Source organism: Psychrobacter sp. GTC18467 (genome assembly GCF_055397455.1).
The window spans coordinates 1,791,792-1,816,032 of the sequence record NZ_AP038920.1 but is presented as its reverse complement, the minus strand read 5'-3'; the positions used below and the strand labels follow the sequence as shown (position 1 = coordinate 1,816,032).

26 protein-coding genes and 1 tRNA gene are annotated in these 24,241 nt (G+C 45.5%); 13 read left to right on the top strand and 14 right to left on the bottom strand.

The genetic code is table 11. The annotated features are described in order from the left end of the window. Positions 1-268: 268 nt before the first annotated feature. Entirely contained in the window at positions 269-1,732 is a 1,464-nt protein-coding gene (gene miaB / locus ACZ5XY_RS07945) for a tRNA (N6-isopentenyl adenosine(37)-C2)-methylthiotransferase MiaB (protein ID WP_464740568.1), read from the top strand. A 102-nt stretch (positions 1,733-1,834) separates the two neighbouring features. Here the strand turns inward: miaB and ACZ5XY_RS07940 are convergent, their stop codons facing one another. The 6 genes from ACZ5XY_RS07940 to ACZ5XY_RS07915 form a co-directional block, all read right to left on the bottom strand. Then, positions 1,835-2,041 (bottom strand): hypothetical protein, encoded by a 207-nt coding sequence (locus ACZ5XY_RS07940; RefSeq protein ID WP_464740566.1) that lies wholly within the window; start codon positions 2,039-2,041, stop codon positions 1,835-1,837. 39 nt (positions 2,042-2,080) lie between these two features. Next, positions 2,081-3,295 carry an RtcB family protein gene (locus tag ACZ5XY_RS07935; RefSeq protein WP_464740564.1) on the bottom strand — a complete coding sequence of 405 codons (1,215 nt, stop codon included), beginning with the start codon at positions 3,293-3,295 and terminating at the stop codon, positions 2,081-2,083. Positions 3,296-3,788: 493 nt separating this feature from the next. Further along, the gene (locus ACZ5XY_RS07930; RefSeq protein WP_464740562.1) at positions 3,789-4,496 is read right to left on the bottom strand and encodes a LysE family translocator; all 708 of its coding nucleotides are present in this window, start codon (positions 4,494-4,496) and stop codon (positions 3,789-3,791) included. Between the two features lie 168 nt (positions 4,497-4,664). After that, on the bottom strand, positions 4,665-5,900 hold the full coding sequence (gene argE, locus ACZ5XY_RS07925; RefSeq protein ID WP_464740560.1) for an acetylornithine deacetylase: 1,236 nt from the start codon (positions 5,898-5,900) through the stop codon (positions 4,665-4,667). A 33-nt stretch (positions 5,901-5,933) separates the two neighbouring features. Next, complete coding sequence (locus ACZ5XY_RS07920; RefSeq protein ID WP_464740558.1) at positions 5,934-6,464, bottom strand: nucleoside deaminase; 531 nt, start codon at positions 6,462-6,464, stop codon at positions 5,934-5,936. A 94-nt stretch (positions 6,465-6,558) separates the two neighbouring features. Continuing rightward, a complete protein-coding gene (locus tag ACZ5XY_RS07915; RefSeq protein ID WP_464740556.1) occupies positions 6,559-7,212 on the bottom strand; it encodes a UPF0149 family protein in 654 nt (217 codons plus the stop codon). 231 nt (positions 7,213-7,443) lie between these two features. On the opposite strand from ACZ5XY_RS07915, the gene ACZ5XY_RS07910 reads away from it, so the two are divergent. Both ACZ5XY_RS07910 and ACZ5XY_RS07905 read left to right on the top strand, forming a co-directional pair. Beyond that, a complete protein-coding gene (locus ACZ5XY_RS07910; protein WP_464740554.1) occupies positions 7,444-7,884 on the top strand; it encodes a hypothetical protein in 441 nt (146 codons plus the stop codon). Positions 7,885-7,939: 55 nt separating this feature from the next. Further along, positions 7,940-8,290: a cell division protein ZapA gene (locus ACZ5XY_RS07905; RefSeq protein ID WP_464740552.1), complete on the top strand. Its 351-nt coding sequence runs from the start codon at positions 7,940-7,942 to the stop codon at positions 8,288-8,290. Positions 8,291-8,317: 27 nt separating this feature from the next. On the opposite strand, the gene ACZ5XY_RS07900 is transcribed toward ACZ5XY_RS07905, so the two are convergent. The 4 genes from ACZ5XY_RS07900 to ACZ5XY_RS07885 form a co-directional block, all read right to left on the bottom strand. Further along, positions 8,318-8,578 (bottom strand): hypothetical protein, encoded by a 261-nt coding sequence (locus ACZ5XY_RS07900; RefSeq protein ID WP_464740550.1) that lies wholly within the window; start codon positions 8,576-8,578, stop codon positions 8,318-8,320. A 101-nt stretch (positions 8,579-8,679) separates the two neighbouring features. Further along, on the bottom strand, positions 8,680-10,803 hold the full coding sequence (gene glyS, locus ACZ5XY_RS07895) for a glycine--tRNA ligase subunit beta (RefSeq protein WP_464740548.1): 2,124 nt from the start codon (positions 10,801-10,803) through the stop codon (positions 8,680-8,682). A gap of 9 nt (positions 10,804-10,812) precedes the next feature. Next, positions 10,813-11,868 (bottom strand): glycine--tRNA ligase subunit alpha, encoded by a 1,056-nt coding sequence (glyQ, locus tag ACZ5XY_RS07890; protein WP_464740546.1) that lies wholly within the window; start codon positions 11,866-11,868, stop codon positions 10,813-10,815. Positions 11,869-12,204: 336 nt separating this feature from the next. Continuing rightward, positions 12,205-12,444 (bottom strand): PspC domain-containing protein, encoded by a 240-nt coding sequence (locus tag ACZ5XY_RS07885; protein WP_464740544.1) that lies wholly within the window; start codon positions 12,442-12,444, stop codon positions 12,205-12,207. 554 nt (positions 12,445-12,998) lie between these two features. Between ACZ5XY_RS07885 and nadR the strand changes: the two genes are divergently transcribed. Both nadR and pnuC read left to right on the top strand, forming a co-directional pair. Beyond that, positions 12,999-14,039, top strand: coding sequence for a multifunctional transcriptional regulator/nicotinamide-nucleotide adenylyltransferase/ribosylnicotinamide kinase NadR (gene nadR, locus ACZ5XY_RS07880; protein WP_464740542.1), 1,041 nt, complete (start codon positions 12,999-13,001; stop codon positions 14,037-14,039). A 49-nt stretch (positions 14,040-14,088) separates the two neighbouring features. Continuing rightward, positions 14,089-14,838, top strand: a complete 750-nt coding sequence (gene pnuC / locus ACZ5XY_RS07875) for a nicotinamide riboside transporter PnuC (RefSeq protein ID WP_464740540.1) — start codon at positions 14,089-14,091, stop codon at positions 14,836-14,838. Between the two features lie 86 nt (positions 14,839-14,924). Here the strand turns inward: pnuC and ACZ5XY_RS07870 are convergent, their stop codons facing one another. Then, a complete protein-coding gene (locus tag ACZ5XY_RS07870) occupies positions 14,925-15,716 on the bottom strand; it encodes a glucose 1-dehydrogenase (RefSeq protein WP_464740538.1) in 792 nt (263 codons plus the stop codon). 182 nt (positions 15,717-15,898) lie between these two features. Between ACZ5XY_RS07870 and ACZ5XY_RS07865 the strand changes: the two genes are divergently transcribed. The 3 genes from ACZ5XY_RS07865 to ACZ5XY_RS07855 all read left to right on the top strand — a co-directional run bounded on the left by ACZ5XY_RS07865 (position 15,899) and on the right by ACZ5XY_RS07855 (position 18,940). Next, a complete protein-coding gene (locus ACZ5XY_RS07865) occupies positions 15,899-16,579 on the top strand; it encodes a YetF domain-containing protein (RefSeq protein WP_464740536.1) in 681 nt (226 codons plus the stop codon). 152 nt (positions 16,580-16,731) lie between these two features. Beyond that, entirely contained in the window at positions 16,732-18,540 is a 1,809-nt protein-coding gene (ggt, locus tag ACZ5XY_RS07860) for a gamma-glutamyltransferase (protein WP_464740534.1), read from the top strand. 94 nt (positions 18,541-18,634) lie between these two features. Beyond that, positions 18,635-18,940, top strand: a complete 306-nt coding sequence (locus ACZ5XY_RS07855) for a hypothetical protein (protein ID WP_464740532.1) — start codon at positions 18,635-18,637, stop codon at positions 18,938-18,940. 98 nt (positions 18,941-19,038) lie between these two features. Here the strand turns inward: ACZ5XY_RS07855 and ACZ5XY_RS07850 are convergent. Beyond that, positions 19,039-19,114, bottom strand: a tRNA-Gly gene (locus ACZ5XY_RS07850). Between the two features lie 502 nt (positions 19,115-19,616). Between ACZ5XY_RS07850 and ACZ5XY_RS07845 the strand changes: the two genes are divergently transcribed. The 4 genes from ACZ5XY_RS07845 to ACZ5XY_RS07830 all read left to right on the top strand — a co-directional run bounded on the left by ACZ5XY_RS07845 (position 19,617) and on the right by ACZ5XY_RS07830 (position 21,838). Beyond that, on the top strand, positions 19,617-20,429 hold the full coding sequence (locus ACZ5XY_RS07845; protein WP_464740530.1) for a M48 family metallopeptidase: 813 nt from the start codon (positions 19,617-19,619) through the stop codon (positions 20,427-20,429). 156 nt (positions 20,430-20,585) lie between these two features. After that, positions 20,586-20,915: a BolA family protein gene (locus ACZ5XY_RS07840; protein WP_464740528.1), complete on the top strand. Its 330-nt coding sequence runs from the start codon at positions 20,586-20,588 to the stop codon at positions 20,913-20,915. 15 nt (positions 20,916-20,930) lie between these two features. Then, the gene (locus tag ACZ5XY_RS07835) at positions 20,931-21,290 is read left to right on the top strand and encodes a SirB2 family protein (protein ID WP_464740526.1); all 360 of its coding nucleotides are present in this window, start codon (positions 20,931-20,933) and stop codon (positions 21,288-21,290) included. Positions 21,291-21,433: 143 nt separating this feature from the next. Further along, complete coding sequence (locus ACZ5XY_RS07830) at positions 21,434-21,838, top strand: hypothetical protein (protein ID WP_464740524.1); 405 nt, start codon at positions 21,434-21,436, stop codon at positions 21,836-21,838. 22 nt (positions 21,839-21,860) lie between these two features. On the opposite strand, the gene trxC is transcribed toward ACZ5XY_RS07830, so the two are convergent. Both trxC and ACZ5XY_RS07820 read right to left on the bottom strand, forming a co-directional pair. Further along, positions 21,861-22,301 carry a thioredoxin TrxC gene (gene trxC / locus ACZ5XY_RS07825; RefSeq protein WP_464740522.1) on the bottom strand — a complete coding sequence of 147 codons (441 nt, stop codon included), beginning with the start codon at positions 22,299-22,301 and terminating at the stop codon, positions 21,861-21,863. A gap of 208 nt (positions 22,302-22,509) precedes the next feature. Next, a complete protein-coding gene (locus ACZ5XY_RS07820; RefSeq protein WP_464740520.1) occupies positions 22,510-23,427 on the bottom strand; it encodes an MBL fold metallo-hydrolase in 918 nt (305 codons plus the stop codon). Positions 23,428-23,744: 317 nt separating this feature from the next. On the opposite strand from ACZ5XY_RS07820, the gene ACZ5XY_RS07815 reads away from it, so the two are divergent. After that, positions 23,745-24,230 (top strand): ArsR/SmtB family transcription factor, encoded by a 486-nt coding sequence (locus tag ACZ5XY_RS07815; RefSeq protein ID WP_464740518.1) that lies wholly within the window; start codon positions 23,745-23,747, stop codon positions 24,228-24,230. Positions 24,231-24,241: the final 11 nt, after the last annotated feature.

The window sequence follows — 24,241 nt, the reverse complement described above, 5'->3', positions numbered from 1 at the left end:
CACCACCTATCTTACCGATTTGTAGCCGTTCGGACAGCTTACCGTCATAATTTTGGCGTAAAGGGCAATTTTCTTAACCTATCAATTTTTTTGCCAATTAACTTCAATTTTTAAGATAAGCAATTGATAGCTTTACAATCTTTAAGTGAATTAACACCTTGCTTTTTTAGGATTTTTTCCCATTAAAAACAAATTATGCTAAAATATGCCGCCTATAATTTTGATTGTGGCAAGCATTTGCCTTGCCGGTTAGCCATTGGATGCCAATATGAGTGTTTCCGTCTTTGACCCCCGTCAGCACGTTCCCGCCGCCGCCCCTGCAAAAGCCGCAGCGCTGATGCCCAGCAGTGATGGTGATGCCAAGCCCAAAAAAGTGTTTGTCACCACCCAAGGCTGTCAGATGAACGTCTATGACTCCGGCAAAATGCTCGACGTTCTTGGCGACTCGCATGGCATGGAAGTGACCGACAACATCGATGAAGCCGACGTTTTACTCATGAACACCTGCTCCATCCGCGAAAAAGCACAAGAAAAAGTGTTTTCAGAATTGGGGCGCTGGCGAAAATTGAAAGAAAAACGCCCTGACTTGGTCATCGGCGTTGGCGGCTGCGTGGCGTCGCAAGAAGGCGACAATATCCAAAAACGCGCGCCCTATGTTGATATGGTTTTTGGTCCGCAAACCTTGCACCGCTTGCCTGAGCTTTATGACAAATCCCAAGAGCAGCAAGACATTGCCCCAAAAAACCGCATCGGCACGATTGATGTGTCGTTTCCAAGCATTGAAAAGTTTGACTTTTTGCCTGAGCCACGCGTTGAGGGCTTTAAAGCCTTTGTGTCCATCATGGAAGGCTGCTCAAAATACTGCTCATTTTGCGTCGTGCCCTACACTCGTGGCGAAGAATTATCGCGACCGCTTGATGATGTGCTCGCCGAAATCGACTCCCTTGCCGCGCAAGGTATCCGCGAAATCAACCTTTTGGGTCAAAACGTCAACGGCTATCGCGGCGAAAAAGACGACGGCAGCATTTGCCGCTTTGCTGAGCTTTTACATTACGTCTCGCATATCGATGGCGTCGAGCGCATCCGCTTTACCACAAGCCATCCGCTTGAATTTACCGATGACATCATCGACGCTTATGCCAAATTGCCGGAACTGGTGTCACACTTGCATTTGCCGGTTCAAAGCGGCTCGAACGCGATTTTAGCAGCGATGAAGCGCAACCATACTATTGACGTTTATATTAACCAAATCAATAAGTTAAAAACTATCCGACCTGATTTGTATTTATCAAGCGACTTTATTATTGGTTTCCCTGGGGAAACGGATGCCGATTTTGAAGATACGTTGAACTTAGCTAAAGCTTTAGATTTTGACCACTCCTACAGCTTTATTTATTCCAAACGCCCGGGGACTCCTGCTGCTGAACTGCCTGATGATGTCAGCTTTGCCACCAAAAAAGAGCGCTTAGCCATCTTCCAAAAAGTGATTGTTGACTCAACCCTTGCCAAGACTCATGAGATGGTCGGCAAAAGCGTTCGCGTGTTGGTTGAGCAAATCGCCGACCGCCATCCGGATTGCCTCATTGGTACGGCAGACAATACCCGAACCGTGATGTTCCCGTTTGCAGAAGACGAAATGGAAAACTTACTTGGCAAAATCGTCAGCGTTCGCGTCACCGATTTTGTCAGCCCGCACATGGTCAAAGGTGAAATTGAAGAGGTTTTAGCTTAAATTTGCTTTAAATTTACTTTTAAAAAATCATCAAATTAACAACCATTAAAAAAGCCGCTCTGAATTAGAACGGCCTTTTTATTATAAAAATTATTTAACAAATTAATCCGCCAACCAATTGGTTTTACGAAGCTCACACTTCACCGCTTTTCGGCGGCGGCGGGTTAGCTGCACCGGATTTTCTTTATCATGAACGCCACCCTTTTTAAGCAAAGGATTTTGCGCGATGGCGTTTCTTGCTTTGATCTGCAAAGGCAAATTTTGTTGCTCAAGTTGACGGGCAAGTTTGAGCGATTGCTTTAGGCTCATGATGCCTCCTTTTTTACATTTATTATTGTTGTATTGATACTAGCCTTTAACGCACATGACTTGCTTGAGCGTGTGGACGACTTCCACCAAATCGGCTTGGTTTGCCATCACCTCGTCGATGTCTTTATAAGCGCCGGGGATTTCGTCAATCACGCCTTTGTCTTTTCGGCACTCAACGCCTGCGGTTTGCTCGGCAAGCTCATCGACGCTAAACACGCGCGCCGCTTTGCTTCGGCTCATTTTGCGCCCTGCCCCATGCGAGCACGAACAAAACGACTCGCTGTTGCCAAGACCGCGAACGATAAAGGACTTTGCGCCCATTGAACCGGGAATAATCCCAAACTCGCCGCTATTGGCGCTAATCGCCCCTTTGCGAGTGACAAATACCTGCTCACCAAAATGCCGCTCTTCATTGACATAGTTATGATGGCAATTAATCGCCTCTTTGGTCGGCACAAACGGCGGCAAGCCTGCTTTTGGCGAACTAATTGCTTTAAGCACCAGCGCCATCATCTCGCGGCGGTTGGCGAGCGCATAATCCTGCGCCCAATCGACCGCCTCGACATAATCGGTAAAGCTGTTTGAGCCTTCTGCAAAATAGGACAAATCGCGGTCAGGAACGTGACCAAATCGCGACTGCTGCTCTTTTTTTGCCAAATTAATAAAATAGCGCCCGATGGCGTTGCCAATCCCGCGACTGCCCGAATGCAGCATCACCCAAACGTCTTGATTTTCATCCAAACAAAGCTCAATAAAATGGTTGCCGCTACCCAGCGTTCCAAGCTGCCGCGCCCAAGTTTGGTCAAAGTTTTTGACCATTTTCAGCAGTCCGGCGTGCTTATCGGTAATCAGCTTTAAGCGTTTACCAAGCGGGTCAAGCGTCGACATTTTGGCTTTGATTTGTTTATGAAACTCAAACCCTACCGGAACGGCGCTTTCAATGGCAAGCCTTAACGGCTTTAGGTTTTCGGGCAAATCGGACGCCTTTAAAGACAAGCGAATCGCATTCATTCCGCAGCCGATATCTACGCCAACCGCTGCCGGAATAATCGCCGATTTGGTCGGAATCACGCTACCCACGGTTGCGCCAATGCCCAAATGAACGTCCGGCATCACCGCGATATGCGAGTGAATGAAATCAAGCTGTGAGAGGGCATGAAGCTGATTCATCGCGCCTTGCTCGACGTCTTTGGTAAAGATTTTCACCGGAACGCCTTGCTTGCCGGACTCATTTAAAATAAGTTGAACACTCATTGATTCAAATTCCCATTATACGATGGGTCAAAATTTGCTTATGAATTAATTTCATTAACCGTTTAAATGCCATTGATTACAGGCTACTTATTAAAAAACGATTAAAACTTAAGCAAAAAAGACCACAAAAAATCTTGGCTATTGCTACAGCAATAAACCAGCGCAACATCGTCTTGGAATTGAAAAAATCAGTTGGAAAAAGAAAATAAGCAAGCGATTAAAATAAGCTTGGACTTATTATTTTGCGAACCCAAATCCTAGCGAGTTCTCCAACATGATTTTAATCAACGACGATGACAATTCTACGGGCGTTAATTGCGGCATTTCGAGTCCTCCTTAGGTTGGGCTAATTTGAAAAACTAGCGGGGTAAAAGATGGTTTTGCTAAATTAAAAGGTATTTAACAAAGCGGATGAACAATTATAAGGCTTTTCAATAGTTCACGCAATAACTATTTAAACTTAGCTTTAATTAATCTTAATTAAAACAATGAATTACAATATATTTCCGACAACCTCAACCAATAACGCGATAGCAATCAGCATAAAAATCACGCCGCAGCCACGATTAAGCCAAAGCAGTCGCTCGCCCACATCAAGCCAGCCCGACAGCTTTTTGCCGCCGCTAGTGTAAATCAGCTGCCAGATGGTTTCGCTCACAAACAGTCCGATCGTCAGCACAATATATTGCGACCAAAGCGGCGCTTTAAAGTTGATAAACTTAGGGAAAAAAGCAGCAAAAAATAAAATGGCTTTTGGATTTGACAGCGCCACCCAAACGCCGGTTTTAAATAACGTTCGTGGCGGCGGCGCAAAACTGACGGCAGCAGCGGATACACTTTTGGCGACTGGCTCAAAATTGCCCTCGCTATTTACTGAGTCTTCCAACGCTTGGGCGTCTTTGGCAAGGCTTGACGGACTGGTGTCGCGCCAAGCTAAAATCCCAAGATAAAGCAAATAAATACCGCCAATAGCTTTAATCAGTAGCAAAATCCACGGCGACTGCCGGCTGATAACATCCAAACCAAGCAAGGTTGATAGCAGCAAAATAAACAGCCCAACGCTCAGTCCCGCCAGCGTCCAAAGCGTTTTTTTCACGCCATAATTAAGACCATATTGAAAGGCAAGCAGCATATTTGGGCCCGGCGTTGCCGACACCAAAAACGTACTGGCAAAAAACACCAAAAACCAATGCCAAGACATCACGCGCTCCCAAACCTTTGCAATTTATTTAACCGTTATCGAAAAAAAACAAGCACCGCCATAAAGACGGTGCTTATTCTATTAAAGCATAATTTATCGTTAAATGAACAGTCAAAATTGCGACTATTTTTAACGGCGCGTTTTTAACCGCAAAGTTTGCAAAAACAGTTAAATGCTTAAGCCTTCAAGCAATTTTTGTAAAAAAGTATCGCAGCGCTCGATTTGGCTGATTTCAACAAATTCGTCCGGCTTATGCGCCTGCTCAATGCTACCCGGGCCGCAAATGATGGTTGGGATTCCGGCTTCGGTAAATTGACCGCCTTCGGTAGCATAAGCCACTTTATGGCGATTATCATCGTCAACGAGCGCGGCAATAAGCTCTTGCAATTGCGCGCTATCGCGGTCGGTCATCGCCGGAACGCCTTCTTCTTTTAGCAATTCAATCTTGGTTTCAGGAGCGCGCGCTTGCATTTGCTGATTAAGCTCAGCGATTTTACTTTTGATAGGAATGACGATATCGTCTTGGGTCATGTGCGGTAAATTGCGGTAATCAAAGGTAAATTCGCAAAGATTGGGGACGATATTGGTTGCCGTTCCGCCCGAAATCGTGCCGACGGACAAGGTGGCAAATGGCACGTCAAACACTTCATCAATGTCATCACGCGATTTTAAATCTTCTGCCAAGTCATCAACAAACGCGACCAATCGGCTGGCGTAACTGATGGCATTAACGCCCTGATTGGTCAACGACGAATGCGCCGATTTGCCATGGACTCGGCAGCGATAAACGGCAATGCCTTTGTGAGCGGTGACCATTTTCATGTTGGTCGGCTCGCCAACGATACAATAATCCGGCTGAATTCCGCGAGCTTTTAAATCCGCTAAAATCAGCGGCGCGCCTAAACAGCCAACCTCTTCATCAAAGGACAATGCCAGATGCAGCGGCTTTTTGAGTTTTCCTTGATTGGATAAGTCGACCGCTTTTGGCAAAAGGGTCAGCAAACAAGCAATAAAGCCTTTCATATCGCAAGCACCGCGACCAAACAGCTTGCCGTCTTTAACCACCGCACTAAAGGGCTGTGAGGACCAGTCTTGACCATCAACGGGGACAACATCGGTATGACCAGACAGCACAATACCGCCTGAAACAATATCTTGCTGCGCTCCTGCTTTCACCGTGACAAATAAGTTGGCTTTGTCTTTTTGATCATTAAAGCTGAGCGTAACTTCAAGTCCTAAAGCTTGGCAATAGCCTTGAACGTCATGAATCAGCGCAAGGTTTGAATGGCGGCTGACCGTGTCAAAAGCGATTAATCGGGTCAGCCAAGCTAGGCTATCGCTCGGGTACGCTTGCCGTTGGCTACTTTTTACCACTGAGCTGTTTTCACTAATGGTTAACGTCATGATTGCTCCTTAAGCGTAAACTGTAAGCCCAACTCAATTTTGGTGCTTTATCAAAGCTTGTTTTTGTAGCGCTTTGACCTCGGCAACCAACGGCTCAACAGGACCCTCAACCACGATATTTGGCGCAACGTCATGGATAGCAAGGGGGCTGATTGGCGAGCCTGTGGTTACGCCAAACTCTTTTGCCCACTCGTCAAGCTGAGCCATCGAGCTGATATAAACGATGCGACCAAGCCCCGCCCAAGCGTGCGCCGCCGAGCACATCGCGCAATGCTCGCCTGAGGTAAACACGACGGCATCTTTGCGGTCACTTGCCGGCATATTTTCCGCCGCCCAACGCGCCACCGCAATTTCTGGATGATAGGTTGGGTTTTTGGAATGGGCACGGTTGCGGTCTTCACGAAGCACGCGACCCTCGCCGCTGACCAAAACGCTGCCAAACGGCTCATCGCCGGCCTCAAGCGCCTCGCGGGCAAGCTCAATACAGCGGCGCAAATGGCTCATGTCGTCATCGGTTAACTGGGGCGTTTGGACATTATTTTTTTCTTGGACGTGGCTTCTCATTATGACTTCCTTTTTTGGTTATTGTGTTGAGTCGCAAAATCTTACTCTATCATGAAACTCACTCAATAACCTATCATGACGTTATAAGCCACGCTTAAGACGGTCGCTTTTGATTCATCACGTCAATGACCGGCGGAATTGCTTTAGCTGATTTTGCTTCCGCCTCGTACTCTTTTGCCGTTTTTGCATCAATGGCAAGCCCTGCAATGAGCGGTAACTCTTTTACCGCTTTGCGTTTTCGTGTGGAGAGGCTGACCGGAACCAGTCGCGCAAATTCAAACAATTGCAAATATGACTCCTCGCCGCCCTCAAAGTCGTCTTCATCCTCAATTCGGATGGCGCCAATTTTTGCCAAATCGGACAGCATCTCATTTTCATCAGCGCTGATTCGGCAGTCACTGACCCCAAAACCGGTCATAAAGCCATTTGACCATTGTTTTAGGGCGACGATACGCTCAAGCAAATCATGCTCATCGTCAGGAACAAGTGGGGAGAACGCATAAGCGTCATCTTGGTCTTTTAATTGAAATACCGTATCTTCCGCCTCTTCGGTTAACAGCGTTAATGCCGCTTCTGGCAATGGCGCAAAGCTTAACTCCTCTAAAACCTGCGCCCAAACGTCCTCGCTAGGAGCATTGCAAGCCGTCATCAGCCCCGACATTAAACCATGAAGCTCGCTGATGCTGACATCGCTCCAATCTTCAATCGCTTGTTGCCAATCATTCCAGCCAGAAATGTTATCATTCATCAAAACCACCTTAACTTCGTAAATAAATGGCAAAAAAAGATTACCACGTTCATCATTGTTGACCAAAATCGCGCAATCGGGCGCAAATTGCCATCACAATATAGCTATTATGTGGTCACCTATGGCATTATTAAACCGCAAGCGCCTATGATTTGATTAGCGCCATTCAATAAATTATATCGGCACGGATTTTAATCGCCCTTTTTCTTTTTATTTAAGGTCAACCCCATCATGTATGAACAACTGCAAACGCTCGAAGCCATTATTTTACAATTAAAACAGCAGCACGATTTACAAAATGAAGAGTTGGCACGGCTCAAACAAAAGCCTGTTGCCAATCCAAAGGAATTAACCGCCCTTAAAAATCAGCTTAACAACGGTATTGCTGAGCTTGGCAGCTATAAAAAGCGCTTGGATGAGCTCAAAAGCCGCTATCAAAGCTTAGCCGAGTCGCACAGAGCGTTAAGTGGTGAGCAAGATACGCTACAAAGTCAGTTGGCAAGCCTACAAGAGCACAATCAAAAGCTTGAAGCCCAAAATCAAGAATTAAGCGAAAAAAATGAGGCGCTGACTCAGCAAAACCGCGATTTGCAAGAAAAAAATCGCCTTGCCGCTGAACGCACCCAAGTGGTACTCAACCGCTTAACCATCATCGACCAAGCTGAGGCGTAATTGCTTAATGTCAGCGCCATTTTTATTTTATCAGTGATTTATTTTAGGACTTATCATGACCGACCAGCCAACCCCAGCCCAAGACCAACAGCCCGAACAACCACAGCTGAAACGAGTCAGCATTGTGATTGCCGGTGTCACTTATGCGGTAATGTGCCCCGTTCACGAAGAAGAAGATTTGCGCGCCGCCGTTTATTACATCAATAACTTTGCCATGGACATTAAAAATAGCGCGCCCTCTATCAGCCAAGAAAACTTACTGGTATTGGCGTGCTTAAACTTATTTGAAAAAATGAACAGTCAAGAAAAATCGGCATCAAACGATAAAAATAGCAATCAGCAAGCACAAACCTTGCTCAATAAAATCATCAGCGATGCCAAAACCATGTTACCAAACCCTGCTTAAGCTTGATAAAACCGCCTATCAGTAGCGTTAGGGCTGATAGGATTTACCGGCGTGGTAATCGGCTTGGTGCTCATAATTGCAAAAAAATAACGGCGCATCACTATTGTCGGTGGGTTCTAAAACGCCGCGATATTCTGCTAGGCTGTGATTGCAATAATTGCAACGGCGCGGGGTGATGATGTCGCCTTGCTGCGGCAGCATATGTTTGGGCGGCTTTGGGTACATAAATTTATAAAAGCCCCACATGACCGCCCAAATTATGAGCATGACTAAAATGACTGCTCCCATGATTTGCTCCTTTTAAAAACCGTTGCCTTTTACGCTTATCTTAACCAAAAAACTGGCGCCGAACGCCAGTTTTTTTTTAACCCTATAAAAAATACCACCGATTACATTTGCAGCTCGCTAATGTCGGCAACGGTTAAAAACAGCACCCGAACTTGCTTTAACAATGCTAAGCGGTTGTTTTTTAACTGCTCATCGTCGCTATTGACCATCACGTGGTCAAAAAACGCGGTCAATGGTAAATCAAGGCTGGCAAGCTGCTGCAAAATTGCGGTGTAATCGGCAGCTTCAAGCAGCGGCGCAACCGATTGCTTCGCTTGATTTACGGCAGCAAACAAATCTTTTTCGGCAGCTTCGGTCAATAGCGCTTCGTTAACGCTATCGTTCACCGGCGTTTCTGATTTTGCCAAAATATTTGCCACGCGCTTGTTGGAATCTGCCAATCGCAATGCTTGCGGCAACTGACTAAACGCTTGAACGGCGCGGATACGTTGGTCAAAGTCAAGCGGCATATGCGGATTAATCGCTTGAACCGCTTGAATGGTCGGCGCGCTTACGCCTTGCTCGGTATACATCGCCCGATAGCGCGAGTTTAAAAATGCCATGACTTGGGTAAAGGTTTCGCCCATGTTTGACATCAGTGCAGGATTGCTTGCCACATAATTTTTAATCGCTTGCTCAACTAAGGCAACCAAATTAATCGGCAACTGCTTTTCAATCAAAATCCGCAAAATACCAATGGCAGCGCGGCGAAGACTGAACGGATCTTTTGACCCTGTTGGCGCTTGATTAATCGCAAAAATTCCCACCAACGTGTCAAGGCGATCCGCTAAGGCAAGGCTAATGCCAACCGGCGTTTTTGGCAGCGCATCACCGCTAAACTTGGGTAAATATTGCTCCTCAAGACTTGCGGCAACTGCTTCGGTTTCGCCATTTAAGCGCGCGTAATACGTGCCAGCAATCCCTTGCAGCTCTGGAAACTCATTGACAAGCGTACTTGCCAAATCTGCTTTGGCAAGCATTGCCGCACGAACGGTATCGTCAATGCTGATATCAAGGTTTTGCTCTTGTAATAATCTCGCGATAAAAGCGGCAAGCTTAGCAACGCGCTCAGACTTGTCCCAAATCGTTCCCAATTGCTCTTGGAAAACTCGTGATTTTAAGCTTTCAGTGAGATTGACTAAAGGCTGCTTTTGGTCTTGTAAAAAGAAAAATTCGGCATCCGCTAGACGGGGTCGAACGACTTTTTCATTACCCTCGATGATTTGGCGCGGGTCTTTGGATTCAATATTGGTGATAAAAATAAAGTACGGCTGCAATTTGCCATCGCTATCAGTCAAGCAAAAATACTTTTGGTCGGCTTGCATGGTGGAAATCAGCGCTTCTTGCGGCACTTGCAAAAATCGCGGCTCAAAGCTTGCGCGAAGGGCGATGGGGAAATCAACAAGCGCGGTGACTTCATCAAGCAAATCCTGCGGAATGATGGACTCTGCGCCAACTTCGGTAGCTAAGGCTTTAACTTGGTTATGAATCCGCGATTGACGCTTGTCAAAATCGGCAATGACTTTGGCATTTTCAAGGACGCTTTCATAATCATCGGCGTGATTAATTTCAAGCACATCTGGGGAATGAAAACGATGACCGAGCGTTCGGCTTCCTGTTTGCCAGCCTTGGTCGGTCATTTGCCCTGAGGTGAGCCCTTGAATGGTCGCCGGAATAATAGCGTCATCTTGCATCAAAATGAGCCATTTTACCGGTCTGACAAACTCGTCTTTATTGGCCCCTGAACGCATGCGTTTGGCAATCGGCAGATTATCCAGCGCCGTTTGAAAGATGTTCGGCAGCAACTCAGTAGTCGCTTGACCATGAACAGTTTGCTCAAAGCCAACGTAATCGCCTTTATCAGTGTGAATGGTGATTAAATCGCTTGCCTCAATGCCCAAACCTTTAGCAAATCCCATTGCCGCTCGCGTTGGGTTGCCCTCAGTATCAAACGCCGCTTTTATCGCAGGACCGCGTTTTTGCTCAGTTCTGTCAGGCTGCTTATCACTTACGCCAAAGATTTGTAGCGCTAAGCGGCGCGGTGCAGCAAAGGCTTTAATCTCATCAAAGGCAATATTTGCGGCGGTTAATTGCTCGCTGACGCTATTGGTTAGCGCATCGCGAAGCGTTTTTAGGCTTTTTGGTGGCAGCTCTTCACACCCAAGTTCAAATAAAATGGTACTCATGGGCTGCTCCTAATTGCTTGCTGTTTGATTGGTTTCGGTTTCGGTTTTGATTTTTGCTTTTTTGCTGCCCTTTTTTTCATCGCCTTCTTTTTCGTTATTCTCGTTTTCATTTGGCAAATACTTATCAAGGGCGGCTTGACGATGAGCCTCATCTGCTAACGGAAAGCCCAATTTTGCTCGCGCTTTGACGTAGCCGCTTGCCACTTTTCGAGCAAGGGTGCGAACGCGCAAAATAAAGCGCTGACGCTCGGTGACTGAAATTGCGCCGCGAGCATCAAGCAGGTTAAACGCGTGCGAGGCTTTAAGCACCATCTCATACGCTGGCAGGGGCAATTCTTTATCGACCAAACTGTCCGCTTGCGCCTCATAAAAATCAAACAGCTCAAACATTTTGGCAACATCGGCATGCTCAAAGTTATAGGTCGATTGCTCCACCTCATTTTGATGGAACACATCGCCGTAGGTCACTCGACCAAACTCGCCATCCGCCCAAACCAAATCGTAAACACTGTCCACGCCTTGGACATACATCGCCAAGCGCTCAAGACCGTAGGTGATCTCGCCCGTTACCGGAAAACACTCAAGACCGCCGACCTGCTGAAAATAGGTAAACTGAGTCACCTCCATGCCGTTAAGCCAAATCTCCCAACCAAGCCCCCAAGCGCCAAGCGTTGGCGACTCCCAGTTGTCCTCAACAAAGCGGATGTCATGAACCAACGGATCAATGCCAATCGCCACAAGCGAGCCTAAATACAGCTCTTGAATGTTTGGCGGATTGGGCTTTAGCACCACTTGAAACTGATAATAATGCTGCAAGCGGTTTGGGTTATTGCCATATCTGCCATCCGTTGGTCGGCGCGACGGCTGAACGTAAGCGGCGTTCCAGCGCTCAGGACCAAGCGCCCGCAAAAACGTTGCCGTATGAAACGTCCCTGCCCCCACCTCCAAATCATAAGGCTGAAGCACCACGCAGCCTTTTTGCGCCCAATAATTTTGCAACGTTAAAATCAAATCTTGAAAACTCAAGGGCGAAGCCTTAGTTGATGCCGTATCTTGGGATGTCATAAAAACGCCATTTTGAATAAAAAACCAATAAAATTAATTAATTTGGCAGCTTTGTCTAAATCGCGATTTTGCAACCAAATTATCCTCGCTCACCTTACTAAAAATCGCGCCAATTTTCCATATTTGCCGCCAACTCTGCGTAAAAAACTTTACTAAGCGCTTATTTCATCAAAAAACTTGCCTTAAAAAACGCACAAAAAAATACCCAGATGCGTGAACATCTGGGCAGGAGGAAAAGGTTATTGCGGTCATCCTGTTGCATCAGGCTTTTTGTTTTTTATTGCTTAGATTGCTTAGTTAGTTAGTTTTAAAATTGCTAATCTTACCATTGCTCGATTACCGATAACGGTTGTCCGAATAGGGCTCTTGGTAAGAGTCCGCTGAAGCATTTGGCATCACAATCCAAAGAATGAGATAAATCAAAATTCCCGGAACCGCAACACTCATGGAAGATATCACCACAAATAAAATGCGAACCCACATCGGCGACCAACCAAAATATTCCGCAATTCCGCCCATCACGCCTGCCAGCAGACGATTTTTTCTTGAGCGATGAAGTTTTACCAGTTTTGCCAACGCTGCCACCCTTTATAAATTAACTTATTAAAACCGTATCTGGCTTTTTGTTCTGCTTGTTCCGCAATCGTTACGGCTTTTGATACTTTTACTTAAAGCAATTGCTTAATCAACTTAAGACTAAGTATAGCAAACAATGGACAATTAACTGTTGATGCTCTACGGGTAGTTTGTGAGATTATGCTACACAACGTTGCCTTAATCTGTCATTTTTGCTTGTAACTTCCTGATTTTACAATGATATTTCAAAATGTTTCAAACCTCACTTTGTTACGCCCTTATTTCTTAAATATTTTTAGGAAAATTTAAGAAATTATCATTCTCAAATAATATTTTGCTGTTAAGTCACTTTTTTGATTAATAAAGCGTGAATTGCTATTTTGAACCATTCTTAATTTGGTGAAAATTACATTTTGCTATCAAAGCTTGAGTTCCAATTACAATATGCCACCTGCAAGCGCTCAAAAAGCCTTTTACCATGCGCTAAAATAAAGCCAAAAAGTAAAATAATAACTTAGAAAACTTGAAATTATAAAAACTGAAAGGAAAAAATTATGGTTGATTCAGGCGTGTTTATAGGAATTTTTGAGCCATTACATTTAGGGCACTTGCGCAGTATTTTGGCGGCAGCAGGCGTTTGCAAACAGCTGCATATTGTCATTGTTCCAAATCCTAGCCCAAACCCTGATTTTAAGATAACGCTGCAAGATAAAGCGCGCTGGCTGCAGATGGCTTGCGCGGAGTTGCCATTTATCCAGATTCGTATTTTGGACTCGCTGGAATTGCCCGTTCATGAGCCGCAAGATAACATTCACGTTGATACCGAGCTGACCAACCAAAAGCTAAACTTCGTCATTGAGACGTTAGCGCTACCACCCGACAGCGTGCTATTTACCGATGCGGCGCATCCACTTGCAAATCCTGATATTGCGCCAAATCTTATTTTAAAGGTCATGACCACACCAAATGAGCCGGAGTTTAACGCCCAAGCCATCGCAAAAAATCCAATCGCAAATTGGGACGCCATTCATCCGGTAGCACGCCGCGACTATACCAAAACCGTGGCAATTGTCGGCGGCGAAAGCTCAGGCAAAACCACGCTCGTTTATAAACTTGCCAATTATTATGGCGCAAGCTTGGCGCTTGAAATGGGCAGGCTTTATGTCGGCACGGACTTGGGCGGCAGCGAGATTGGACTGCAATATAGCGATTACGCCCCGATTGCGCTCAATCATGCCAGCGCTATCCGCGAAGCGCGCGCCAATGCTACCGCCCCGATTACGCTTGTGGATACCGACTTTGTGACCACGCAAGCTTTTTGCGAAGAATATGAGGGGCGAACTCATCCGTTTGTGGCGGCTTGCATTGATGAGTTTCGCCTTGATTTTACCATCATGCTGGACAACAACACGCCTTGGGTTGCTGACGGTATGCGCTCGCTTGGAAGTACGGACGCCAGAGCGCGCTTTGAGCAGCGGTTATTAGATATTTTTGAGCGTCATCAAATCACCCCTTTTTTAATTGATAAGCCCGATTATGACGCGCGCTATTTTGAAGCCATTGCCTTTATCGATAAGTTTATCTTAAAAAAGTAAGTTAAAAATACAAAAAAAATTTAACAATAATAACAAAGGAAAAACCTTTATGCGAATTCAGCTTTTAGACAACATCACCGGAAAATGGGCAACGCCGTGGATGATTATTTGGTTTATTTGCGGGGTTTTGGCGCTTTTCGCCGGATTTTGGGTAACGACGGAGCATTTAGCCCTTGATTGGTTTTATTTAATCGTCTCGTTTATTGGTCTTATTTGCGTGGTGTCGCTGTCGTTTCGCAAAAATGTTGCCGGAAATGGCTTTGGCATGGCGGCAACGGCAGGCGAAGTCGTCGTTCAAGCCACCTCAGGCGCGGTTGGATTGATGCTCGCGCCCTTATTTAACTTTTTTACTCATGCTTACGGGCTATTTTATTGGTCAAAGCACACCGATAGCGATGGCGATATGATTCCAAAATCTGCCAATAAATGGGTTTGGCTGGTCACCGCAAGCTTTATTATCATTGGGCTGCTGCTGTTTCCAACCGTTAACGCGCTGCTTGCCAAATACGGCTTTGCGGTGGTTGAAGATGACAATAGCTTATTTTTAGGGTTTATTTCGTTTTTTTGGATTAACGTCATTGCCTTTGTGCTGTCCATCACCGCGCAAGCCGCTATGATTTTGCGTTATTCATTTAACTGGTGGCTTTGGATTGTGGTCAATTTTGTTTGGCTGATTGTCAATTTAATGTCCGGCAATTATATTTTCGCCATTCAAACAATCATTTATCAAATTAACGCCATCGTTGGGCTTTATGAATGGCACCGAAGCGAACAAAACGCCTTGGCAAATCCAGTTTAACGCTAAAATCATTTTGATAACCATTAAAAAAAGCGCCGACCTATCATTTAAACCGTCAGCGCTTTTTTATTTAACCAAAACAAAGCTTATTCAAGCGTTTGCACGCCGCCGCCATTGACAAAAATAATCTGACCGCTGACCCACTCGGACACAGGCGCGGCAAAATACAGCATCGCACCGGCGATGTCATCCGCCTCGCCTAAGCGCTTAATCGGCGTATGCGAGAGCATTCTTTGTTCAATTTCAGGGGTGAGCACGGAGCGCAGGGCGTCGGTTCGCGTGGCACCAGGACCCACGGCATTGATCCGGACTTCAGGACCAAAATCGTGCGCCAAGTTTTCGACCATGTGGTTAACCGCCGCTTTTGACGAGCCGTAGCCGCTCATGTTCGGACTTTTATCAATGCTTGACATCGAGGTGGTGATAACGATTGAGCCGTAGCCGGAGTGCTTCATGTACGGCACGCAAAGCTGACACAGTCGCCAAGCGCTAAAGACGTTCAATTCAAAGTCGCGGCGAAACTCATCAACGGTAATATGAAATGGATTTTCACGACCGCCGCCACCGCCGCCGGCGTTATTGATTAAAATATTAACCGTTCCAAAGGTATCCACCGTTTTTTCAACAAGGGCAACCAAATCTTCATCTTTTAAAATATTGCATTCAACGGCAAGACCTTTGACGCCAAAGCTTTCAATTTCTTTTACGGCTTCCTCGGCATCTTTTAGTTTTAAATCGGCAATGACCACATCCGCGCCCGCTTGCGCCAGTCTTAGCGCCGTGGCTTTACCAATACCGTTGGCACCGCCGGTGACAATCGCTGTTTTTCCTGATAAATCAAACAGCTCATTAAAGTTTTTATGTTTAAATTCAACCATAGCTCGACCTTATTGTTAATGATTATTGAGGATAAGTAATAAATATTTTGTAGTGGACGAAATCAATACTAAGTATTGAAAACTTTTCTATTATGATGGGTTAACCTAATTTTATAATGGCTAAATTCTTGTTGTTTTGTAACAGTGGGCTTAGGTAACAGCGTTTGCTTGCGAGGACTTTTGTGAATTGGTTTGACATTTTTATTTATGACACCACTTGGGAGTTTGCCGCCGAGATTGCCATTCGCACCGTCATTATGTACTCGATGGTGTTTTTATTTTTGCGCTTTACCGGCAAGCGCGGTATCCGTCAGCTGTCCATTTTTGAATTGGTCATCATCGTATCCTTAGGCTCAATTGCCGGTGACCCAATGTTTACCGAGGATTTGCCACTGATTCAGGCGCTACTGATTATGAGCCTTGTCATCGGCTTGTATCACCTTTGTACGTGGCTTACGACAAAATTTAAGCCGATTGAGCGACTTTTGGAGGGTGAGCCGACCTACATTGTCAAAGACGGCAAATTGGTGCTAAAAGAGCTCAGCGGCGGCAGCATGTCAAACGATGACTTTTTTGCTGAAATGCGCCAACAAGGCATCCGCCATTTGGGGCAAGTCGAAGTGGGGCTGCTTGAAACCGATGGCGAGTTTAGCATTTTGCTATTTGCTGATGACGAGGTGGGTTTTGGGCTACCAATTTTCCCTGAAGAATATGAAAAAGTAACCACCATTACCCCCAATCAGCCTTATGCTTGTCGGCATTGCGGTCATGTTGAAACCATTGCTTCTATTCACGCCCTTTGTCCGCGCTGCCAAGTTGCCGCCGGTTGGGCGAAGGCTCGCAATGACAAAATTATCAATTAAACGTTTAGCAAAAAGCTTAAATTGAAAAAAATTAAATGCTTTTTTAACTTCAAATAGGAGGTAAAAACCAAATAAGAAAACCGAGAGTTGCAAGAATAATTATCGTTTAAACACAAAGTAATGCTCACAATCTAAATCAAGGATGATGACTGATGACCCATCAATTAAATAAAAAAAGCTTAGATAAAAAACGCTTAAATAGCCACTACCTAAACAACAAACGCCTGCTGACCAGTTTAACGCTTGCGTTAAGCCTTGCCCTATCCCCGCTAAGCTTTGCCTTAACGCCGCCAAGCGCCACCGAGCAAGCCGCTGCCCGTTACGACAGCAGCAATGACATTTTTCATCCCGTTTATGCCAAAAATGGCATGGTCGCCACCGAGCAGGCACTTGCCACCCAAGTAGGCTTGGATATTTTAAAGCAAGGCGGCAACGCGATTGACGCGGCGGTTGCCGTTGGCTTTGCTTTAGCTGTGGTGTTGCCAAACGCGGGAAACATCGGTGGCGGCGGTTTTATGGTCTTACACGATGCCAAATCCGGCAAAAATATCGCCTTAGACTTTCGCGAAATGGCGCCTATCACCGCCAATAAAGACATGTATTTGGACGCCAAAGGCAACGTCATCGATGGCAAATCGCTATTTTCGCATAACGCGGTTGGTGTCCCCGGAACGGTCGCCGGAATGGAATATGCGCTTAAAAAATGGGGAACGATGCCGCTCTCCAAAGTCATCGCCCCTGCCATTACCTTAGCCGACCAAGGCTTTATTATCAGTGATGTTTTGGGCAAAACGCTCGCCGATGAAGCACAAAATCTTGGCAAATGGGAAAGCACCAAAGCGATATTTTTTAAAAATGGCAAACCGCTTAACGCCGGTGATAGGCTTGTTCAAAAAGACTTGGCAGCCTCCCTACGCTTAATCAGCCGTCAAGGCGCGAAAGCCTTTTATGAGGGTGATATTGCCAAAAAAATCAGTAGCGAGATGGCAAAACACGGCGGCATCATGACCTTGCAAGACTTAAAAAACTACCGCGTCGTTGAGCGCAAACCCATCGAGGGCAATTATCGCGGCTATCAAATCGCCACCATGCCACCGCCAAGCTCAGGTGGCATTCATTTGGTGCAAATGCTCAATATGCTTGAAAACTACCCCATCAAAGACTACGGCGTTAACAGCGCCCAAGGTATCCACACCCTTGCCGAAACCATGAAACTGGCTTACGCTGACCGCTCGGAATATTTGGGCGATCCTGATTTTGTAAAAATCCCCGTTAATGGCTTGATTTCAAAGCGCTATGCCCGCGATTTGGTCAAAACCATCTCACCAAATAAAGCGCGACCGTCAAGCGACATCAAATTTGGCAACCCGCAAGGCTATGAAAGCGACCAAACCACGCATTATTCACTGATGGACAAAGCCGGAAACGCCGTTGCGGTCACTTATACGCTGAACCTTAACTTTGGCACTGGCATTGTTGCTGACGGTACTGGGATTTTGCTCAATAACGAAATGGACGACTTTTCGGTAAAACCGGGCGTTCCGAATGCTTTTGGCTTGGTTGGCGGAGAAGCCAACGCCGTTGCTGCCAAAAAACGACCGCTATCGTCAATGACCCCAACGATTGTATTAAAAGACAATCAGCCTTGGCTGGTGACTGGCAGTCCTGGTGGCGCACGGATTATCACCACGGTGCTGCAAACCATCACTAACACCATCGACCACGGCATGAACCCTGCCGAAGCTGTCGTGACCCCGCGCGTTCACCACCAGTGGCTTCCCGATGAATTACGAATTGAAGACGGCATCAGCCCCGATACGGTAAGACTGCTTGAGCGCCAAGGCTACAAAGTCGTTCAAAAAGCGCCGATGGGTCGCGTTCAAATCATCCAAGCGGATAAGTCAGGATTTTACGGCTATTCTGACCCGCGCAATCCGGATGGCAAAACGCTTGGGTTTTAGGTGACTTAAGTTATAAGGGAGTTTTGATAACTTGATAGGCTGAGCGTGATGCTTCGCCTATTTTTTAGCAAGCATATAGATTGGAATTAATGAAATGCTGCAAACTAGTATGATTAAAAGTCGTAATAACACCTATTTGATTGATATCGAACTAGACAGGCTTTATAAAAGCTACCATAGCTTATCTGACTTATTAGAGAATCTATGCTCTCTATTAGAAGCAAGCTTATTAGAATGGCATCAATATATAGATCATGGGATTGGGAGGATAGCCTTTAAAAATGAGATTATAAAAGTTATTTGGGAAGAGTTTCCCAATAGCTTAAGCTTTGAATTACGCTCCTTAGAAAACGCCAATATGATCTTAAGAAAAATCCCTCTTGCGACTAAGCAATCATAATTTAAACAAATCGTTTTAGTTAACTTGCCTAATCCCAAACGCCAAACAAAAAAAAGCCCCACAATACTGTGGGGCTTTTTGCTCTTAAAGAGCGAATTTGGAGCGGGATAAGAGACTCGAACTCTCGACCCCGACCTTGGCAAGGTCGTGCTCTACCAACTGAGCTAATCCCGCTTAAGTCAAGCGCTTACTGGTTTGAAGTAATGCTGTCTTGATAGGTTGGCTATTTTAGCAGCATTTATTTTTCTGTCAATGCTTTTTTGCGTTAATTTTAAGAAAAATTAGAGAAAAATCCACTAATTTGCGTTAAGTATTTGTTTTAGCTGAATAAAAAAATATTTATAACCGTGTTTTTTATTCAGCTTAGCGTTTACTTAAAGTAACGCCTATTGAATAGCTTACAAGCTTACTTACAAACGTGCGAAATACTGTTACTTTACGCCGTCTAGTGTTCTTTAGGCAAGCTTATTATACTTAGTGCATCAAGCTTACTACTTGCCTATATAAGATTGGCGCGCAATTTTCTTTTGGCTGCTCTCTTAGCCTGATTCGCGACCATCGATATTTTTGCTACTTTTTTAAAGGTTTGTGGATTTTGCTGACAACTTCTGTTTTAGCAAATCCTTTTACCACAAGCCGATTAGACTTTTCCAAGTGATTTATCAGTGAGGACTTTATGAAAAAAACGCTTTTAACGGCGGTGATGGCAACGTCCCTATCCGCAATGACGCTGACGGGCTGCTCAAGCACCACAGGAACAGGCGCAATTGGCGTTGACCGCCAGCAGCTACTTTTGGTGTCAAGCGAGCAGGTGCTACAACTGTCGCAACAAAGCTATAATAAAAGCCTGCAAGAAGCGCGCGCTCGCGGCGTTTTGGATACCAATAAAACTCAGGTGAACCGTTTAAAAGGCATCGCAAACCGATTGATTGCGCAAACCGGCGTTTATCGCCCAGACGCGCAAAAGTGGAATTGGGAAGTTCATACCATTAAGTCTAATGACTTAAATGCCTTTGTTCTGCCCGGTGGTAAGGTGATGTTTTATACCGGAATCATTGACCGCTTAAACTTAAGCGATGATGAGATTGCCGCGATTATGGGTCACGAAATGGCGCATGCCTTGCGTGAACACTCGCGTGAGCGCTTGTCGCGTGAATATGCCACGCAAACGGGAATAGGCGTTGCCGCCGGAATCTTTGGCTTATCGCAAAACCAAGCGCAGTTGGCAGGGCTTGCTGGCGATTTGGGGCTGAGCCGACCGCACAGCCGGACGCAAGAAGCCGAAGCCGATGACATTGGTCTTGAATTGATGGCGCGCGCCGGTTACAACCCGCAAGCGGCAATCACCCTTTGGCAAAAAATGCAGCGCGCAAGCCAAGGCGAGCCACCACAATTTTTGAGCACTCACCCAAGCAGCAACAACCGAATTGCCCAGTTGCAATCGCTCATGCCAAAAGTTATGCCGCTTTATCAAAAAGCGCGCCGCTAATTAAAGCCTCAACCTCTAGTAGAAAAAAGCGCAATTGAAAGTTGCGCTTTTTTTATAAAAATTTTGGCGCCGCTGTTTTAAGGCAAGCTCTGCTATAATGGCAGCTATTTTTATGACCAATTTTTGTTAATTGTATTATAAATTAAGGATATTTTTATGAGTGAGCAAGCCACCGCTCCGGTCGCCACCGCACTAAATGAAGCGCTTAACGTCTTATCGCCAACTTATGTCGCAATTGTCAACGAATCGATGAACCATGCCGGTTATTTTGAGGGCAAAGAAAGCCACTTTAAATTGACCATCGTTAGCCCTGATTTTAATAATAAGCGCTTGGTTGCGCGTCACCAACTGGTCTATCAAGCAGCAACCCCTTTATTGACCGCTCAAGGCGGCAGCATCCACGCGCTTGCCATTCATGCTTTTAGCCCTGATGAATGGCAAAACCAAGACATTCCAAGCCCCAACTGCGCCGGTAAAAACGTTTAATCGTAAGGATTTTTAATGAAACATCTTCATATGCTGCTTGCCGTGGTGGTGATTGCGCTATTTATTTACCAAAGCTTTTTGGTACTTGGCAAAACCAACCAAGCCGCCCGTTCTGTTAAAATTGCCAATCATATCGTTTATGCGCTGATTTTGGTCAGTGGCGGCGTCCTACTTTTTCAGCTACTAAGCGCTCAAGCGCCCATTCAGTGGGTTATTGCTAAATTTGCGCTGTTTATTGCCGCCATCAGTGCCAGTTTAAAAGCATTTAAGCGCACCGCGACGCTCTCCCAAAGCCGAGCCGGCATTTTTATTGCGGCGGTCGCTTACGTGGGCATCATTATTTTGGCAGTGGTCAAACCCGCCAACTTATTTTAAGAGCCAGTTTTTAAGCGGCAATTGAAAAAGAGCGCTATCTTAAGCCAGATATTTCTTTTAAAATATCAATATCTTAATGACCTGATTTATTTTTGAGCCATTAATTGCTCAGGCGGTAATGGTTCAAAAACTAAGGATGCTTTATGAAAATAATCACGCCAGCTACGGCGCTAATGGCAGCGGCAGTGGCGCTTACTTTGGGTGGCTGTGCCAGTACCGGCAACATCACGCCACAATATATTGCCCCAAGCACCTATCAAACCTATGATTGCCACGGCTTAAATCAAGAATTTGACCGCGTTAACCGCTATCTTGAGGCAACCCAAAAGCAGCAGTCAGGGTTTTCAACCTCAGGCGTTGGCATTGGCGTGTCGGCAGGGCGTTGGGGAATCTCACCAAACATCAGCGTTGGCGTCGGTCGTAATAATAGCAACCAAGCTCGCAATGCCACGTTATCGCGGCTGTTTGGTGAGCGTGATGCCATCGTTCAAAGCGCGCGAATCAAGCAGTGCAGCTTTGCCAATGGTCTTAAAATTTACGGCGAATAAGTCAGGTTAACCATTCTAGCCATCAGCTTTGGTTTAAGCTTTGCACCCATTGAACGATTTGCGCGGCAGGAAGCGCTCCTGATTGCCGCGCCACCTCACGACCATTTTTATAAGCCAACATCGTCGGTAAGCTGCGGATATTATAAGGCGCAGCGGCACGCTCAAATTTGTCCGTTTGCAATTTGGCAAAGACGACTTGTGGCAATTGACTGGCAGCAGCTTTAAATTGCGGTGCCATCATCAGGCATGGTTGACACCAGCTCGCCCAAAAGTCGATTATGGTTAGCACTTCGTTCTTTTGGATGATTTTGTGAACATTGGGTTCGGACAACTCATGAACCGTACCATCAAGGAGCGGCGCGCTACATTTTCCACAACTTGGCTGAGCGTTTAACTTGTCGCTAGGAATTCGGTTGGTTGCATTACAATGGCTACAAACCAAATGGTAACTTGCTTCGGTCATGAGAACCTCCTTAATTTATCTATTGTTATTTTAAGTTTTGTGATAACGTTAATCGCTTTTGGCATGAAGCTTATCCAAAATTTGCGATAAAATAGCCTGAATAGCGATAATTTGTAATTAACTTTAGTTTGTTATTTACTAATTTTCTTGCTTATAGTAAACTATTATCCATTAGTATATCATAAATTGGCATGATTTAGCCGTGATCTCACGGTAACTGATCTTCTAAGTCAGCTGCCTTTTGACCAAAAACATTTAGCGGCATCTTTAGATAGCGCATGCCATTGGTTTCAGGCGGTGGTAGGTTTCCTGCGGCAATGTTCACTTGAACGGCAGGAATAATCAGCTTTGGCATGTCAAGGTTGCGATCACGGGCGCGGCGCATGGCAATAAACGCCTGTTTATCCGTTCCCTCTTTGACATGAATATTGTGCTGTTTTTGCGCGCTTACCGTTGAGGTCGCGCAATAGTCACGATTGGTGGGTGGGTAATCGTGGCATAAATAGATTGTCGTATCTTCGCTTAACGCCAGTATTTTTTGGATAGAGTCAAATAAGCTGCCGGCATCGCCGCCGGGAAAATCGCAACGCGCTGTGCCAACATCAGGAGCAAACAAGGTATCGCCAACAAAAATAATGGGCGTTGATGACGCTTTATTGTCGATCGCCAAATATGCCATGTCCACAGGGGTATGACCGGGAACCGCAAGAGCCGTAATGCTGATGTCGCCCAAAATTAATTTGTCACCGTCTTTGAGTAACAAATCAAATTGGCTGGCATCGGTACGAAAGCTTGAATCTAAGTTATAAATTTGCTTAAATATTTTTTGTACTTGAGTGATGGCATGACCTATGACCAATTTGCCACCTAGCATTTGCTTTAGGTAGCTGGCACCTGATAAATGATCCGCATGGGCATGGGTTTCCATAATAAATTTTAGTTGCCAAGCTTCGTTTTCAATCAAATTTATGATAGCGTCGATACTTTGGGTACTTGTCGTTCCAGAATTGGCATTAAAATCAAGAACAGGATCGATGACGGCACAAACAGGTTGCTGACCCTCATAACCCACTAAAATATGAGAAAATGTTTTGCTGTCTTGATGCAAAAATGAATGAACCTGCATTTCAATCTCCATTTTAATTAAAGTAAGTTTAGCCCGACCCTCGTCGGAGTTGGCAACTTTAATCTGACAAAACCCCTAGTAAGCTTTACCACTATACCATAGCCTTTAAAATATTAAATTATATAATGTAATTATATATAGCCGTAGTTAATGAAACTGCCATAAAGAATAAGTAAAATAACTGTTTATGCAATTTACTTACTAGCAGTTACTTAATATTTATCAGCTAGGCTATGAAAAAAAGCAATATTTTTAATCTGCCCCGCCGAGCGTAAAGCCTTGCGGTAATTATCAACTTGTAAACATGGACTGTTTTTATGATACTTCACACCTCTTCTGTTGCAAAACAAGTCGCTACGGTCAATGATCAGGAGTCCGTCTTGAAACCTGCCCTTAGCACTACCCTTCATCAGCTGCCAAGCAAACAAGATGCCGCAAATGGCGATGATTTGGGAGCTCAAGCCAAGACCTCGGCAATAGCCAGCGACTTGGCAAGTCAAATGCAAGCGTCAGCCACCAAAGCCAGTCAGCTGTTAAAATCGCTGTCACATCCTGACCGGTTACTGCTACTTTGTCAGTTAACCCAAGGTGAATACTGCGTGGGCGAGCTTGAAAGCTTAGTTGGCGTAGGTCAGCCCAGTCTGTCGCAGCAGCTTGGTATTTTACGCAAAGACAAGCTGGTCACCACGCGCCGTGAGGGCAAGCAAATCTACTATAGCATTGCCAGTGATGACGCTTTGGCAGTCTTGCAGCTGCTTTATGAGCGCTTTTGCGAGACAAAAGGCGCTGCCATAGACTCATAAGGAGTTTACTG